Annotated in this window: 10 protein-coding genes, 1 pseudogene and 1 riboswitch; of the genes and pseudogenes, 10 read left to right on the top strand and 1 reads right to left on the bottom strand. The window is 73.4% G+C overall.

Annotation, left to right across the window (positions count from 1 at the left end; translation table 11 throughout):
* Positions 1-108 precede the first annotated feature (108 nt).
* The 6 genes from EOE48_RS23915 to EOE48_RS23890 all read left to right on the top strand — a co-directional run bounded on the left by EOE48_RS23915 (position 109) and on the right by EOE48_RS23890 (position 9169).
* Positions 109-849: an SDR family oxidoreductase gene (locus EOE48_RS23915; RefSeq protein ID WP_127733398.1), complete on the top strand. Its 741-nt coding sequence runs from the start codon at positions 109-111 to the stop codon at positions 847-849.
* Between the two features lie 416 nt (positions 850-1265).
* Complete coding sequence (locus EOE48_RS23910) at positions 1266-2627, top strand: MmgE/PrpD family protein (protein ID WP_127733397.1); 1362 nt, start codon at positions 1266-1268, stop codon at positions 2625-2627.
* Between the two features lie 263 nt (positions 2628-2890).
* The gene (locus tag EOE48_RS23905; protein WP_127733396.1) at positions 2891-4222 is read left to right on the top strand and encodes an MFS family transporter; all 1332 of its coding nucleotides are present in this window, start codon (positions 2891-2893) and stop codon (positions 4220-4222) included.
* A gap of 110 nt (positions 4223-4332) precedes the next feature.
* Positions 4333-5991: an acetolactate synthase large subunit gene (locus tag EOE48_RS23900; RefSeq protein ID WP_127733395.1), complete on the top strand. Its 1659-nt coding sequence runs from the start codon at positions 4333-4335 to the stop codon at positions 5989-5991.
* A complete protein-coding gene (locus EOE48_RS23895; protein ID WP_127733394.1) occupies positions 5988-7826 on the top strand; it encodes an ATP-binding protein in 1839 nt (612 codons plus the stop codon). The genes EOE48_RS23900 and EOE48_RS23895 overlap by 4 nt, the downstream gene beginning before the upstream one ends.
* A 5-nt stretch (positions 7827-7831) precedes the next feature.
* Positions 7832-9169, top strand: coding sequence for a sigma-54-dependent transcriptional regulator (locus EOE48_RS23890; RefSeq protein WP_127733393.1), 1338 nt, complete (start codon positions 7832-7834; stop codon positions 9167-9169).
* 30 nt (positions 9170-9199) lie between these two features.
* Here the strand turns inward: EOE48_RS23890 and EOE48_RS23885 are convergent, their stop codons facing one another.
* Positions 9200-9631, bottom strand: a complete 432-nt coding sequence (locus EOE48_RS23885) for a hypothetical protein (protein WP_127733392.1) — start codon at positions 9629-9631, stop codon at positions 9200-9202.
* Positions 9632-9828: 197 nt separating this feature from the next.
* Positions 9829-10036: riboswitch (cobalamin riboswitch) on the top strand.
* A 108-nt stretch (positions 10037-10144) separates the two neighbouring features.
* On the opposite strand from EOE48_RS23885, the gene EOE48_RS23880 reads away from it, so the two are divergent.
* From EOE48_RS23880 to EOE48_RS23865, 4 genes and pseudogenes are all read left to right on the top strand, one after another.
* Positions 10145-12235 (top strand): TonB-dependent siderophore receptor, encoded by a 2091-nt coding sequence (locus EOE48_RS23880; protein ID WP_127733391.1) that lies wholly within the window; start codon positions 10145-10147, stop codon positions 12233-12235.
* Positions 12235-12969 (top strand): ABC transporter ATP-binding protein, encoded by a 735-nt coding sequence (locus EOE48_RS23875; protein ID WP_127733390.1) that lies wholly within the window; start codon positions 12235-12237, stop codon positions 12967-12969. The genes EOE48_RS23880 and EOE48_RS23875 overlap by 1 nt, the downstream gene beginning before the upstream one ends.
* The gene (locus EOE48_RS23870; protein WP_127733389.1) at positions 12966-14360 is read left to right on the top strand and encodes a DUF3526 domain-containing protein; all 1395 of its coding nucleotides are present in this window, start codon (positions 12966-12968) and stop codon (positions 14358-14360) included. The genes EOE48_RS23875 and EOE48_RS23870 overlap by 4 nt, the downstream gene beginning before the upstream one ends.
* Positions 14357-15322, top strand: a pseudogene (locus tag EOE48_RS23865) (ABC transporter permease); the annotation flags it as partial. The gene EOE48_RS23870 and the pseudogene EOE48_RS23865, both read left to right, overlap by 4 nt.

Here is a 15322-nt window from a genome sequence, read left to right as displayed (position 1 = left end):
TAACTGGTAGCACGCGCGGTCGGGCGGACACAGCCCGGCGCCTCTGCCAGTCTCGCGTCGCGCCGGAGCGGCCCATCGAAGGCCGCCGCGCCGCGGGAGGAGACGGGCATGAGCGAGGACACAACCGGCACCGTCGTGCTGACGGGCGCCGCCGGGGGCCTGGGCCGCGCGATGGCGCGGGCACTGGTGGAATCGGGGCGCCGGGTCGTCCTGGTCGATCGCGACGAGGGCGCGGTGTCGGCGCTCGCCGCCGAACTCGGCGCGGCGGCCTGCGCGGTGACCCTCGACATCACCGACGACGCGCGGGTTGACCGCCTGCCGGACCTCGTGCCGGAGGATTTCCGGCCGGTGGCGGTGCTCATCAACAATGCCGGCCACGACATCGGCGGCCGGGTCCGGTTCGACCGCGGCACGGCCGACGACTGGGCCGGGATCCTGCGCACCAACCTGCTCGGCACGATGCGGGTAACCCGCGCGCTCCTGCCCGGCATGGTGGAGCGCGACGCCGGCCACGTCGTCACGGTGTCGTCGATCAACGCCGTGCGCATCGTGCCCGACATGGCGGCCTACTCGACCAGCAAGGCCGGCCTGCGGATGTTCACCGAGACGCTGCGCGGCGAACTGGCCGAGACCGCGATCCGCGTGACCGAGATCCTGCCGGGGCTCACCCGCACCGGGATCATCAGGACCCGCTACCGCGGCGACGAGGCCAAGACGAAGGCGTATTTCGACCAGTTCCGGATGGCGCTGGAGCCCGAGGACGTCGCCCGCAGCGTCGTCTTCGCCCTCGACCAGCCGCCTCACGTCCAGATCGCCGAGCTGATGATCCTGCCGGTGAACCGGTTCTAGACCGTCGCGGCCAGCCTCATACGCCAACCCTCCCACTTCAGCGCAGTGCTGTCCGGGAAAAATTCCTCGGAGAATCAAGCGCGGGATCCCCTCTCCCGAGTGGGAGAGGGGTAGGGGCGATCGAAGATCGTGCAGGGTGGCTCGGCTTCCGAGTAAAGCTTCAAGCGCCAGCAGCGCAGCTCAACGGTTGGGTGCTCTACTCGGCACCGTCTCCACCCTCACCCCCGGCCCCTCTCCCACTCGGGAGAGGGGAGACGTGCCCTTTCTTTTCCCCGGACCGCCCTGCCCTCGGCGGTGGAGGGTGGCGAGCGCAGCGAGCCGGGTCGGGACGATAGTCCCGCAAGAGGGGAAGCACGCGTCCGGAAAGGTCGGAGCCGATGCGACAGGCGCCCCACCCGCCACCACGGAGACCCACGATGACCCGAGCGGTCCCGCTCCCCGCCACCGCGGGCGCCACGCAGCGCCTCGGGGCCTTCGCCGCCGGTGTCCGCTGGGCCGACGCCCCCGAGGCGGTGCGGCGCACCGCCCTGCGCTCGCTCCTCAACGGGCTCGCCACCGCCCTCGGCTCGGCCCACGACCCGGCGGTCGCGGCGGCCGCCACCGCCCTCGGGCGGTTCGGCGGCGCCGCGCAGGCGACCGTGATCGGCCGGGGCGAGCGCCTCGATGCCGGGGCGGCGGCCTTCGTCAACGCGGTGGCGATGAACCTGCTCGACTTCGACGACACCCATCTGCCCACGGTCATCCACGTCACCGCACCGGTGCTGGCCCCGGCCCTCGCGGTGGCCGAGTGGCGCGGCGCCGACGGCGCGGCTTGTCTCGAAGCCTTCGCGGCCGGCGCCGAGATCGCCTGCCGGGTCGGACTCGCGGTCACGCCGGGGCATTACCGGCGCGGCTGGCACATCACCTCGACCGCCGGCTGCTTCGGGGCGGCGGCCGCCGCCGGCAAGCTCCTCGGGCTCGATGCCGAGGGGATCGCGGCGGCCCTCGGCCTCGCGTCGAGCCTCGCCTGCGGCCATGTCGAGAACCTGCCCAGCGCCGGCAAGAACGCGAGTGTCGGCAGCGCCGCCCGCAGCGGCATCCTGGCCGCCCTGCTCGCCGAGGCCGGGCAGCGCGCCGCGCCCCTGGCGATCGAGGGGCCGCTCGGCTGGGCACGGGCCTGCGGCGACGAGCCCGACCTCGACGCGATCGAGGCCGGGCTCGGCGATCACTGGGAATTCGCCCGCAACACCTTCAAGCCCTATCCGGCCGGCATCGTGATGCACGCGGTGATCGACGCCGCCCTCGACCTGCGCGGCCGCCACGGCCTCGACCCGTCGGCGATCCGCACGGTGGCCGTCCACGGCGACGCCCTGCTGCTCGCCCGCGGCGACCGGGTCGTCCGCAGCGCGCGCGACGCCCGCGTCAGCCTTCAGCATTGCGCCGCGATCGCCCTGGCGCGGGGCCGGGCCGGGCCGGCGGAGTTCGAGGACGCGGCGGTGTTCGACCCCGAGGTCGCCGCCCTGCGCGAGCGGGTGCGGGCCGGCCGCGACGACGGCCTGCCGCTGGGGGCGGCCCGGGTGAGCGTGACGCTCGACGACGGCCGCGACCTCTCCGCGACGGTCGCCCGGGCCCGCGGCAGCCTGGAGAACCCGCTCTCCGACGCCGAGATCGAGGACAAGCTGCGCGCCGCGGTCGCGGTGGGGCAGGGGACCTGCCACCCCGAGACCGTGATCCGGTCCGCCTGGGAGATCGCGGAGGCAGGAGGCCTCGCCCGCCTGCTGGCGGCCGTCGCCGGCTGACCTCCCATGACGTCGGCGGAAATCCGCCTACCGCTCTTCGGGGATCGGCGGAAACGCGCCGATCCGGCCGTTCATCCTGCCGACCAAATCACTGAGAAACATGAAAATTCATTGATTTCCAGACCTGGCATCACCGTTGCCATGGCTCTCCCACGCGCCGCATCGATGCCGACCGCGAGGCCGCAAAGGCCCTGACGGCATCGCACGGCGCGGCCGATCCCGCGGCGGTCCCGCGGGATGCGATCGGAACAGGGAGAACGTCCATGACTACGGCTGCGCCCGCGGTGCTCGGTGAGGTTCCGGCGACCGCCGAAACCAGCGACCGCCAGAAGATCAAGGCGATCGTCGCCGCCTCGTCCGGCAACCTCGTCGAGTGGTACGACTTCTACGCCTACGCCTTCACGTCGATCTACTTCGCGTCGTCGTTCTTCCCAAGCAGCAGCCCGACCGGCCAGTTGCTGGCGACCGCCGGCATCTTCGCCATGGGCTTCTTCATGCGGCCGCTCGGCGGCTGGATCTTCGGCTGGCTGGCCGACAAGCACGGCCGCAAGACGTCGATGATGATCTCGGTGCTGCTGATGTGCGCCGGCTCGCTGATGATCGGCCTGCTGCCGACCTACGAGACGATCGGCGTGATGGCACCGGTGCTGCTGCTGGTGGCGCGCCTCGCGCAGGGGCTCTCGGTCGGCGGCGAGTACGGCACCGCGGCGACCTACATGAGCGAGATCGCCGGGAAGGGCCGGCGCGGCTTCCTGTCGTCGTTCCAGTACGTCACCCTGATCGGCGGCCAGCTCCTCGCGGTGCTGATCCTGTTCGCGCTCCAGCACATCCTGACCGGCGACGAGCTGCGGTCCTGGGGCTGGCGCATCCCGTTCCTGATCGGCGCCGCCGGCGCGGTCGTGGCGATGCTGCTGCGCGGCGGGCTGCAGGAGACGGTCTCGCACGACACCATGCAGCGCAAGGAGGCCGGCTCGCTGCGGGCGCTGATGCAGCACAAGCGGGCGCTGCTCATCACGCTCGCCTTCACCATGGGCGGCTCGCTCTACTTCTACACCATGACCACCTACATGCAGAAGTTCCTGGTCAACACGGTGAAGCTCGACCTGAAGTCGGTCTCGACCGTGATGACCCTGGCGCTGGTGGTGTTCATGCTGCTCCAGCCGCTGTTCGGCGCGCTGTCGGACCGGATCGGCCGGCGCAACAACATGATCCTGTTCAGCGGCCTGGCGGCGGTCGGCGCGGTGCCGCTGCTGACCTCGCTGTCGCTGGTGAGCAGCCCCTACGCGGCCTTCGCGCTGATCCTGACCGGGCTCGTCATCGCGACCTTCTACACCTCGATCAGCGGCGTGGTGAAGGCCGAGCTTTTTCCGGCCGAGATCCGGGCGCTCGGCGTCGGGCTGCCCTACGCCATCGCCAACGCGCTGTTCGGCGGCACGGCGGAATACGTCGCGCTGTCGTTCAAGTCCTGGGGCAACGAGAGCCTGTTCTTCTGGTACGTCGCCGTCATGGCCGCGGTCGCCTTCGCCGCCTCGCTGTGGATGCCCGACACCCGCAAGTACGGTTACCTCGACGGCAACGGCCGGATGCGCGACTGACCCGGCGGCGCGGCTCCGGCCTCCGGGCCGGGGCCCGCACCCGGATTTCATTTGACGCCGGCCGGCGCCGGCCGCACCCCTGACCCAGAAAACACGCACCGGAGGAAGCCATGCCGAAAGGATCCGACCTGCTCGTGCGGGCGCTGGAGAACGAGGGCGTCGAGCGCATCTTCGGCATCCCCGGCGAGGAGAACCTCGACGTCGTCGAATCCCTGCGCCGGTCGAGCATCGAGCTGGTGCTGACCCGCCACGAGCAGGCCGCCGCCTTCATGGCCGCCACCCACGGCCGCCTCACCGGACGGCCAGGCGTCTGCCTCTCGACCCTCGGCCCGGGCGCCCTCAACTTCTCGACCGGCGCCGCCTACGCCCATCTCGGCGCGATGCCGATGATCGTCATCACCGGCCAGAAGGGCATCCTGTCGGCGCGGCAGGCCCGGTTCCAGATCGTCGACGTGATCGCCTCGATGAGGCCGATCACCAAGATGGCCCGCCAGATCGTCTCGGCCTCCTCGATCCCGACCCTCGTGCGCGACGCCTTCCGGGTCGCCGCCGAAGAGCGCCCCGGCCCGGTCCTGCTCGAACTGCCCGAGGACATCGCCGCCGAGGAGGCCGAGGCCCACTCGGTGCCGTCGCACCCGACCGACATCCCGGTCGCCCACCCGGCGGCGATCGCCCGCGCCGCCGCGATGATCCGCGCCGCCCGGCGCCCGCTGGTGATGCTCGGCGCCGCCGCGAGCCGGCCGCGCTCGGCCGGCGACATCGGCGGCTTCGTGCAGCGCACCGGCATCCCGTTCTTCACCACCCAGATGGGCAAGGGCACGATCGGCCACGGCTCGCAGCTCTACATGGGCACCGCCGCCCTGTCGGAGCGCGACTACGTCCACGAGGCGATCGACGCCGCCGACCTCATCATCGCGATCGGCCACGACACCGTCGAGAAGCCGCCGTTCTTCATGGGTCAGGCGGACCAGAAGGTGCTGCACGTCGGCTACAGCCCGGCCCATGTCGAGGAGGTGTACTATCCCGACGCCGAGGTGGTCGGCGATCTCGGGCCCACCCTGACGCTGCTCGCCGACCGGCTCGAGGGCGACCTGCCCGAGGCCGGCGCGCTGCTTCCGATGCGCGAGCCGATCCTGGCGCGGATCATGGACCGGGCCGACGAGGCGCGCTTCCCGGTGACGCCGCAGCGGCTGGTGCGCGACGTGCGCCGGGTGATGCCGGAGGACGGCATCGTCTGCCTCGACAACGGGATGTACAAGATCTGGTTCGCCCGCAACTACCGCACGGCGCTGGCCAACACCCTGCTGCTCGACAACGCGCTCGCCACCATGGGCGCCGGCCTGCCCTCCGCGATGGCGGCGGCGCTGCTGCATCCGGACCGCCGCGTGCTGGCGGTCTGCGGCGACGGCGGCTTCATGATGAACAGCCAGGAGATGGAGACCGCGGTCCGGCTGAAGCTGAACCTCGTCGTGCTGGTGCTGGACGATTCGGCCTACGGCATGATCCGCTGGAAGCAGGCGGTCGACCGGTTCCCGGATTACGGCATGACCTTCTCGAACCCGGATTTCGTGAAATACGCCGAGAGCTACGGCGCCACCGGCCACCGGGTCGCGGCGGTCGAGGATCTGGAGCCGACCCTGGAGGCGGCGTTCCGGGCCGGCGGCGTCCACCTCGTGGCGGTGCCGGTCGACTATTCCGAGAACACCCGCGTGCTGGTGGACGAGCTGCGCGCCCGGGTGAAGGACCGGGCGCCCGACCCGGCGGCATGACCGCGCCGTCCCCCGCCGCCGCATCCTGGCGCGTGCGGCCCGGCGCGCTCCTCGCCGGTGCCGGGATGCGGCGCTGGGGGCTGATCGCCGCGACGCTCGCCGTCGCCGCCGCCGCGTTCGGGCTCGCCCTCGATGCCGGGACGGAGGGCGTGCGGCGGGCCGCGCGCCAGCGCCTCGTCATCGGCGAGGCGGTGCTGCGCTCGGCCGTCGAGCGCTACCAGTCCCTGCCCGACATCCTCGCCCTCGACACCGAGGTGCTGGCACTCCTCGCCGCGCCGGACGCGCCCGAGCGCGTCGCCGCCGTCAACGCGAAGTTCGCGGCGATCGCGGCGGCCTCCAGCGTCGCGGCGATCTACCTGCTCGATCCGGCCGGCCTGACCCGCAGCGCCAGCAACTGGAACCTGCCGCTCAGCTTCGTCGGCTCGTCCTACGCGTACCGGCCGTACTTCGCCGAGGCGGCGGCGACCGGATCGGCCCGCTATTTCGGGATCGGCACCACCACCGGCCAGCCGGGCCTGTTCTTCGGCCGGGCGGTGCCGGGCCCGGGTGCGGCCCTGGCCGGCGTCGCCGTGGTCAAGGTCGACCTCGAGGGCCTGCAGGGCGAGTGGCGGCAGGCCGGCGAGCACGTCCTCGTCTCGGACGCCGCCGGCGTGGTGTTCCTGGCGAGCGAGCCGGCCTGGAAGTACCGCCCGTTCCGGCCGCTGGCGCCGGCCGAGGCGGCGCGGATCGGCGCCGCGCGCCAGTACGGCGACAGCGACCTGCGGCCGCTGCTCGACGCCGACCCGGCCGACGGCACGATCCGGCTCCCGGCCGGCGGCGGCGCCGTGCGCGGGATCGTCGAGCGGGTGGCGATGCCGGATCTCGGCTGGACGCTGTGGTACGTCGCCGAGACCCGACCGGCGACCCGCCAGGCGCTGCTGGTGGCGCTCGCTGCCGGGATCGCCTGCCTCGCCCTCGGCTTCGCCCTCGCGGCGGAGAGCCAGCGGCGGCGGCGGCTGCGCGGCGAGCAGGCGATGCGCCTCGCCCTCGAACGGCGGGTGGCGGAGCGCACCCGCGACCTCAGCGCCGCCAACGAGCGCCTGCGCGGCGAGATGGCCGAGCGCGAGCGGGCGGCCGCCGCCCTGCGCCGGACCCGGGACGAACTGGTGCATGCCGGCCGCCTCGCGGCCCTCGGCCAGCTCTCGACGGCGATCAACCACGAGATCAACCAGCCGCTCGCGGCCCTGCGCACCTTCCTGGCCAGCACCGCGGTGTTCCTCGACCGCGGCGACGGCGACACCGTGCGCCGCAACCTGCGGCGGATGACCGACGTGACCCAGCGCATCGCCGAGATCATCCGCCACCTCAAGGACTTCGCCCGCAAGACCGCCTCCGGGCAAAGCGAGCCGGTGGCCCTCGCCGCCGCCGCGGCGGCGGCCCTCGACCTGCTTCAGGCCCGCATCCGCACGGAGGGCGTCGCGGTGACCTGCGCGATCCCGCCCGACGCCGTGGTGCTGGCCGAGCCGGTGCGCCTGGAACAGGTGCTGTTGAACCTGATGGTCAACGCCCTCGACGCGATGCGCGACGCGCCCGAGCGCCGGCTCGAGGTGAGCGCGACGCGCGACGAGGGGGCCGTCTGGCGCCTGTCCGTCGCCGACAGCGGCGGGGGGATCCCCGAGGAGCACATGGCGCACGTCTTCGACCCGTTCTTCACCACCAAGCCGGCCGGGGAGGGGCTCGGCCTCGGCCTGTCGCTGTCGTCGCTGATCGTCACCGATTTCGGCGGCAGCCTCGTCGCCGGCAACGGTCCGGGCGGCGCCGTGTTCTCCCTCGTGCTGCCGGCGGCGGAGGCGTGAGCGCGATGGGGCGGGCGACCCGGGTCCTGTTCGTCGACGACGAGGAGACGGTGCGCGAGGCGCTCGACCAGTGGCTGACCCTCGCGGGCTACGAGGTCGAGACCTTCGAGGCGCCGGAGGCGGCCCTCGCGGCGATCGACGACAGGTTCCCCGGCATCCTGGTCACCGACATGCGCATGCCGCGCATCGACGGGCTCGCGGTGCTGGAGCGGGCGCTCGCCCGCGACCCCGACCTGCCGGTCGTGCTCGTCACCGGCCACGGTGACGTGGCGATGGCGGTCGAGGCGATGCGGCGCGGCGCCTACGACTTCATCGAGAAGCCGTTCGTGCCCGAGCGCCTCGCCGACGCGATCGGCCGCGCCTGCGAGAAGCGTCATCTCACCCTGCGCCTGCGCAGCCTGCACGCGGCCGCCGACAGCCGGGACATCGAGGGCCGCCTGATCGGCACCTCGCGGGCGATGGAGCGTCTGCGCCGCGAGGTGCTCGACCTCGCCGCCACCCCGGTCAACGTCGTCATCAACGGCGAGACCGGATCGGGCAAGGAACTGGTGGCGCAGTGCCTGCACGCCTTCTCGGCCCGGCGCGACGCCCGCTTCGTCGCGGTCAATTGCGGCGCCATCCCCGACACGATGATCGAGAGCGAGCTGTTCGGCCACGAGGCCGGCGCGTTCACGGGGGCGCTCAAGCGCCGGATCGGCAAGCTCGAACACGCCCATCGCGGCACGCTGTTCCTCGACGAGATCGAGGCGATGCCGCTCTCCGGCCAGGTGACGCTGCTGCGGGTGCTGCAGGAGCGCAGCCTCGAGCGGCTCGGCGCCAACGATCCGGTGGCGGCCGACCTGCGCACCCTGTGCGCCAGCAAGGTCGACCTGCGCGCCCATGCCGAGAGCGGCCGGTTCCGTCCCGACCTGTACTACCGCCTCGGCGTCGCCGAACTGCACATCCCGCCCCTGCGCGACCGGCGCGAGGACATCCCGCTGCTGTTCGAGCACTTCGCCGCCCGCGCCGCCGAGGCCCATGGCCGGACGATGCGCCCGCTCGGCGCCCGCCTCGTGCAGGATCTTCTGGAACGCCCCTGGCCCGGCAACGTGCGCGAACTGCGCAACGCCGCCGAACGCTACGCCTTCGGCCTCGACCGGCACGGCGGCGAGCCCGAGGCCACCTCCGACGTGCAGCCGCTCGCGGCCCGGGTCGAGGCGTTCGAGCGCGACCTGATCCGGCAGGCCCTCCGGCAGGCGCAGGGCAACGTCGCCGAGGCGATGCGCCTGCTCGACCTGCCGCGCCGCACCCTCAACGAGAAGATGCAGCGCCACGGCCTGAGCCGGGGGGACTTCGCCGGGTGATCGTCAGGGTGCCGTTGCGGACTCAGCCTTCTACGAGCGCGGGTACGGACCGAGGAAAAGGTCGCCGAGCGCTTTCCGGCGCAGATAGGTGAGGCGCCGCCGGCGCAGGTGCTCGGGCCGGTCGTGGATCAAGTGGCAGCGCTGGCACCACGCCGCGAGATCGCGGTCGCCGTTGCGGCTGGTGTCGTGCTCGCGGTGGCACGTGGCGAGGATCGGCACGGTCAGCCGGGCGCCGGCGAGGACCGGCAGTGCGGGCGGTCGCCGCAGCCTGCGGCCGCGCCCGTCGCGCCAGATGCCGGACTCCGCATCGTGCCACGTGCCGTCCTCGAGGCAGACGACGACCCGCCCGTGCGGACGGCCGCAGCCCTCGCAGCGCCCGCCGGCCCGGCCGAACCGGATCTCCTGCGAGAGTTGGGGCCAGTCGATCGGGTAGAAGTGGCGGTGTTCGGGGCGGATCGGCACGGTATGGCCACGCTACGCCCGGCGGGTCGGAATGGCCATCCGTTTCCGCGCAGGCTGGCGGAGCCAGCTCGTAGTCCTGCCGGCTCCCTCGATCGCACGCGGCGGCCCGATCCGGCCGCGCTGTGCTCCCGCGGACACAGCGATTGTAACAATGTTTCATATCGCTGCCGCGAGATTGACGCCCGTCCGGCGCGCCGCGATGATCCCGGCGTCGAGGTTCCGGTGGGCACGCACCCGCCGGCTAAGAGGGAATTCGGTGGGCTCCCCGGAGCGAAGCCGAAGCTGCCCCCGCAACTGTCGGCGGTGAGGTCCTGTCGTCCAGGGTCACTGGTGCTTTGCACCGGGAAGGCCAGGCAGGATCCGAGACCCGCGAGCCAGGAGACCTGCCTCGGCACGAACACGTCCCGCGGGCGGGGTGTCCCGGCGGAGCGCAGGATCGGAGCGGCGCGGCCTCGCGCCGGCCCGCTCGCGCCTCCGCCCGGCTCCGGCCCGGCAACCGAGAGCGCGCCCGTGATGCACCGCCCCCGTCTGGCCCCGGCCGATCCGCGCAGCCCGCGCCGCGGCCCGCGCGTGGCGCTCGCGGCGGCGGCCACGGCCGCCGCGGGCACGATCGGGCTGATCGGCCCGACCCCGGGCTTCCGCGCCGACCGGGCGGTCAGCAGCACGAAGACCGACACGCCCCAGCGCGACGTGCCGCAGGTCGTGACGGTGGCCTCGCGGGAGGTCGTCACCGACCTCGCCGCCACCCGGGTCGACCGGGTGTTCGCCTACACGCCGGGGGTGGCGCAGCAGAACAACTTCGGCGGCCTGACGATCTTCAGCTACGCGATCCGCGGCGTGACCACCTCGGAGATCTACAAGAACGGCTTTCCGCTCAACCGCGGCTATCCGCCCCCGCCCGACACCCAGAACGTCGAGCGGATCGAGGTGCTGAAAGGGCCCGGCGGCGGCCTGTTCGGGCGCAGCGACCCCGGCGGCCTCGTCAACATCATCACCAAGCAGCCGACCGCCGAGCGCTTCGTCGAGTTCGGCAACCAGGTCGACTCGTTCGGCCTGACCCGGGGGACGATCGATGCCGGCGGCGCCCTCAACGAGGAGGGCACGCTGCTCTACCGGTTCAACCTCGCCGCCCAGGGGGCGGGCAGCTTCCGCGATTTCGTGGACAGCGACCGGCTCCTCGTCGCGCCGGTCGTGAGCTGGCAGGTCACGCCCGACACCCGGATCACGGTCGAGACCGAGTTCCTGCGCAACCGCGTCGTGTTCGACCGCGGCGTGATCGCGATCAACGGCCGCCTCGGCCTGCTGCCGATCTCGCGCTTCCTCGGCGAGCCGGGGCAGAGCATCGCGCAATCCTCCGACACGATGCAGGTGCGGGTCGACCACCGCTTCAACGCCGACTGGCAGATGCGGTTCGCCACCCATTTCAGCACCGGCGCGCTGCAGGGCGAGGCCGCCGAGGTGCGCGGCCTGCGCTCCGACCTGCGCACCGTGATCCGCGACCGCAACGTCCGCGACTACCAGTGGGACGTGGCGATCGGGCAGGCCGAGGTGGTCGGGCGCTTCGACACCGCCGGGTTCGGCCACACCCTGCTGCTCGGCGTCGAGCGCGAGAGCACCGACAGCCGCGCCCAGCTCATCCGCTCCAATTTCAACCGCGATCCCTACGCCCTCGACATCTATGATCCGGTCTACGGACAGGCCCGCCCACCGCTGGCGCGCCAGACCAACAACATCGAGACGATCACCAACACCGCCCTCTACGCCCAGGACCAGATCGTGCTCGGCCCGGAATGGAAGGCGCTGATCGGCACGCGGCTCGATGTCTTCGAGCAGGATTTCCGCGAGCGCACCACCGCGGTCCGGACCGACCAGTCGCGGGCCGCGGCGACGCCCCGGGCCGGTCTCGTCTACCAGCCGCTGCCGTTCCTCTCGCTCTACACCAACGTCGGCACCAGCTTCCGACCCAATATCGGGCCGGACGCGGCGGCGGCCTCGCGGTCGGGCCCGTTCGCGCCCGAGACCGGGCTCGGCTACGAGGTCGGCGCCAAGCTCGACCTGTTCGACGGCGCGCTCGGCCTCACCGGCGCGCTGTTCCGGGTCGAGCGCCAGAACGTGCTCACCGCCGATCCGGCCAACAGCGGCTTCTCGCTGGCGGCGGGCGGCGTGCGCAGCCAGGGCGTCGAGCTGACCGCGACGGGGTCGCTGTCGCCGGAACTGAAGATCCTCGCCGGCTACGTCTTCGCCGATTCGGTCATCACCAAGGACAATGTCCTGCCTGTCGGCGCCCCGCTCATCAACGTGCCGCGTCACAGCGGCAGCCTGCTCGCGGTCTACGAGGTCCAGGGCGGCGACTGGAAGGGGCTCGGGATCGGCGGCGGCGTGCGCGCGGTCGGCGAGCGGGCCGGCGACGCGGCGAACGGCTTCACGCTGCCCGGCTACATCGCGGCCGACGCCCTGGCCTATTACCGCCTCGGCAACATCCGCCTCTCGCTCAACGTCGAGAACCTGTTCGACACCACCTATTACGAGAGTTCGCTCAACGCCTTCCGGGTCTTTCCGGGCTCGCCGCGCCGCTTCACCGGCATGGTCTCGGTGCGGTTCTGATGGCGGGCGAATCGGACGCGGTCCTGGAGATCCGCGGCGCCACCGTGCGCTTCGGCGACCGCCTCGCCCTCGACGGGCTCGACCTGACCCTGCGGGCCGGCGAGGTCTTCGCCCTGCTCGGGCCGAACGGGGCCGGCAAGACCACGACGGTCAACCTGATCCTCGGCTTCCTGCGGGCCGATGCCGGCCGGGTCCTGGTCTGCGGACGCGATGCCGGAACCGAGCCGGTCGCCGCCCGGGCCGAGACCGCCACCATTCCCGAGCAGGTCGCGCTCTACCCCAACCTCACCGGCCTCGAGAACTTGCGCTACCTCGCGACGCTCGCCGGCCTGAGCCTGTCCCGCGACGCGGCGCGCCGGCACCTCGACGAGGCCGGGCTCGCCGCGGAGGCGCAGGGGAGGGCGGCCGCAACCTATTCCAAGGGCATGCGCCAGAAGGTCGGCGTCGCGGTCGCGCTCGCCCGCCGCGCCCGGCTGCTGCTCCTCGACGAGCCGACCTCCGGCCTCGATCCGGCCGCCTCGGCGGAGTTCTCGGGCATCGTGCGGGCGGCGGCGCGGCGCGGCACCGCGGTGCTGATGGCGACCCACGACCTTTACCGGGTGCGCGAGATGGCCGACCGGGTCGGCGTGCTGCGCGCCGGCCGCCTCGTCGAGGAGATCGACCCCGGCCGCCTCGACCACGTCGCCCTGGAGCGGCTCTATCTCGACACCCTGGCGGACGGAGGCGCGGCGTGAGGCGGATCGCGGCGGAACTCGCGCTGCTGGCCCGCGACCCGCGTCCGCGCTGGATCGCCGCCGTGCTGGTCGTGCTCCTGGCGGTGGCGGGCCTCGGCACGTGGCGCGACGCCGCCCGCTACCAGGGCGAGGCCGAGCGGATCGCCGCCGCCGAGCGCGAGCGCTGGCTGTCCCAGGACCCGAAGAACCCGCACTCGGCCGACCATTACGGCCTGTGGGTGTTTCGCCCCTCGGCGCCGCTCGCGGTGCTCGACCCCGGCACCGAGCCCTATACCGGCCGGATGGTCCGGGTGGAGGCGCACCTGTTCAACGATGCGGTCTACCGCGCGGTGCAGGATGCCGGGCCGCTTGCCCGGGCCGGCCTGTCGAGCCCGGCCGACATCGTGCAGCTCGTGGTGCCGCTCGCCGCGATCCTGCTCGGCTTCTCGGCCTTCGCCGCCGACCGCGAGCGCGGCACCCTGCGCCTCGCCCTCGGCAACGGCGCCGCGCCCGGGCGGCTCTTCGCCGGGCGTTTCGCCGCGCTCCTCGTCGCCACCGCCGCGGTGGTCGGGCTGCCGCTCCTCGCGCTCGGCGGGCCCGCCGCCGCGCAGCTCGGCGCGCCGGGCTGGCAGGCCGGGCCGCGGCTCCTCGCCTGGGTCGCCGCGCAGGTCGCCTACGCCGCCGCCTTCCTGCTGCTGGCGATGCTGCTGTCGCTGATCGCCCGCACCGCCCGCGGGGCGCTCGCGGCCTCCCTGGTGGTCTGGGCCGTGCTCTGCGTGGCGATGCCGCGGCTCGTCACCGCGGGCGTCGAGGCGGCGGTTCCGGCCCCGACCTACGGCGAGACGCGGGCGCGCATCGAGACGACGTTCCGCGCCCACCGCACCGCCGAAGCGAGCGATTCCCGCGCCCGCGAGGTGCTGGAGCGCTACGGCGTGCAGGATCCCGACGAGTTGCCGGTCGACCTGCGCGGGCTGATGATGAGCGAGAACGAGAGTCACAACGTCGCGGTCTACGACCGGGAGTTCGGCGCCTTCTTCGCCGGCCTCGCGGCCCGCGACGCCGCGCTCGCCCGGGCCGGGCTGCTCTCGCCGCGCCTCGCGCTCCAGGTCCTGTCCCAGACTCTCGCCGGCACCGACTTCGCCCAGCACGCCCATTTCGTCTGGGCGGCGGAGGCTTACCGGCGCGGCATCTCCGAGCGGATGAACGCCGAGATCCGCGACAACCCGCAGCGCGGCGGCCGCCTGCTGATCGCCGACCCAGCGCTATGGCGGGCGGTGCCGCCCTTCGATCCCGCGCCGCTGCCGCTCGCCCGCTCGCTGGCCGACGCCGCCGTGCCGGCCGCGATCCTGGCCTTGTGGCTCGCGGTCCTCGCGGGCCTCGCCGTACCGCTGGTCCGGAGGCTGACGCCGTGAGTCCCGCCCGCTTCCCGCGCCTGCTCGCCGCCGAGACCCGGCTGATCCTGCGCGAGCGCCTGACCTGGGCGATCCTCGCCGCCCTTCTGGTCGCCCTGTGCGTCGGCGCCCGCACCGGCGCCGTCCGGGTCGAGGCCGAGCGCGCCGCCCTGGCGCGGGCGGCGCAGGACGAGGCGCGGGCGGTGCGCGAGGCGCGCGCGGCGCATCTCCGCTACGCCCGCCCGACCCCGGTCACGGTGAACTACTGGCAGGATCCGACCCACGCCTTCGGCTACATGACCCAGTTCCTGGTCAGCCACGCGGTCAAGCCGCCGACGCCGCTCGCCGGCCTCGCCACCGGCCAGTCCGACGTGCAGCCGGGGCTGATCCGGGTCGGCTTCGGCTTCAGCACGGTGTTCGACGACACCGCCTACGAGCCCGGCGCGGTCGCGGCCCTCCGGCTCGGCCCGTTCGACCTCGCCTTCGTGCTGGTCGCCCTGGTGCCGCTGGCGGTGATCGCCCTCGCCGGCACCCGCCTCGCCGCCGAGCAGGATTCCGGCCTGCTGCGGCTGATCGCGGCCCAGCCGGTCGGCCCGCGGGCGGTGGCAGGGGCGAAGTTCGGCGCCGCCGCCCTGGTGATGGTCGCGGCCGTGCTCGGCGAAACCGCCCTGGCGCTCGGCCTGTTCGGCGACCTGCCGCCGTTCGCCGGGTGGGGCGCCACCCTGGCGCTGCTCGCCGCCTCCCTCGCCGCCTATGTCGGCCTGTGGGTGGCGCTGTGCGCGCTGGCGGTGAGCCTGTGGCGCGGGGCGGTCGCGGCGCTCGCGGTGCTCGTCCTCGCCTGGGCCGGCCTCACGGTGGCGTTGCCGGCGGCGCTGGGCCTCGCCGCCGAGGCGCTGGCGCCGCGTCCCTCGCGCATCGCCGCGATCGACGCGAGCCGGCAGGCGCAGGCGCGGTTCTACGCCGGCGACGAGGCGGCCCGGGTC

It is taken from the genome of Methylobacterium oryzihabitans (assembly GCF_004004555.2).
Classification (GTDB): domain Bacteria; phylum Pseudomonadota; class Alphaproteobacteria; order Rhizobiales; family Beijerinckiaceae; genus Methylobacterium; species Methylobacterium oryzihabitans.
Note: the sequence above shows the minus strand (reverse complement) of the source record. Positions and strands in the feature narration are given on the sequence as shown.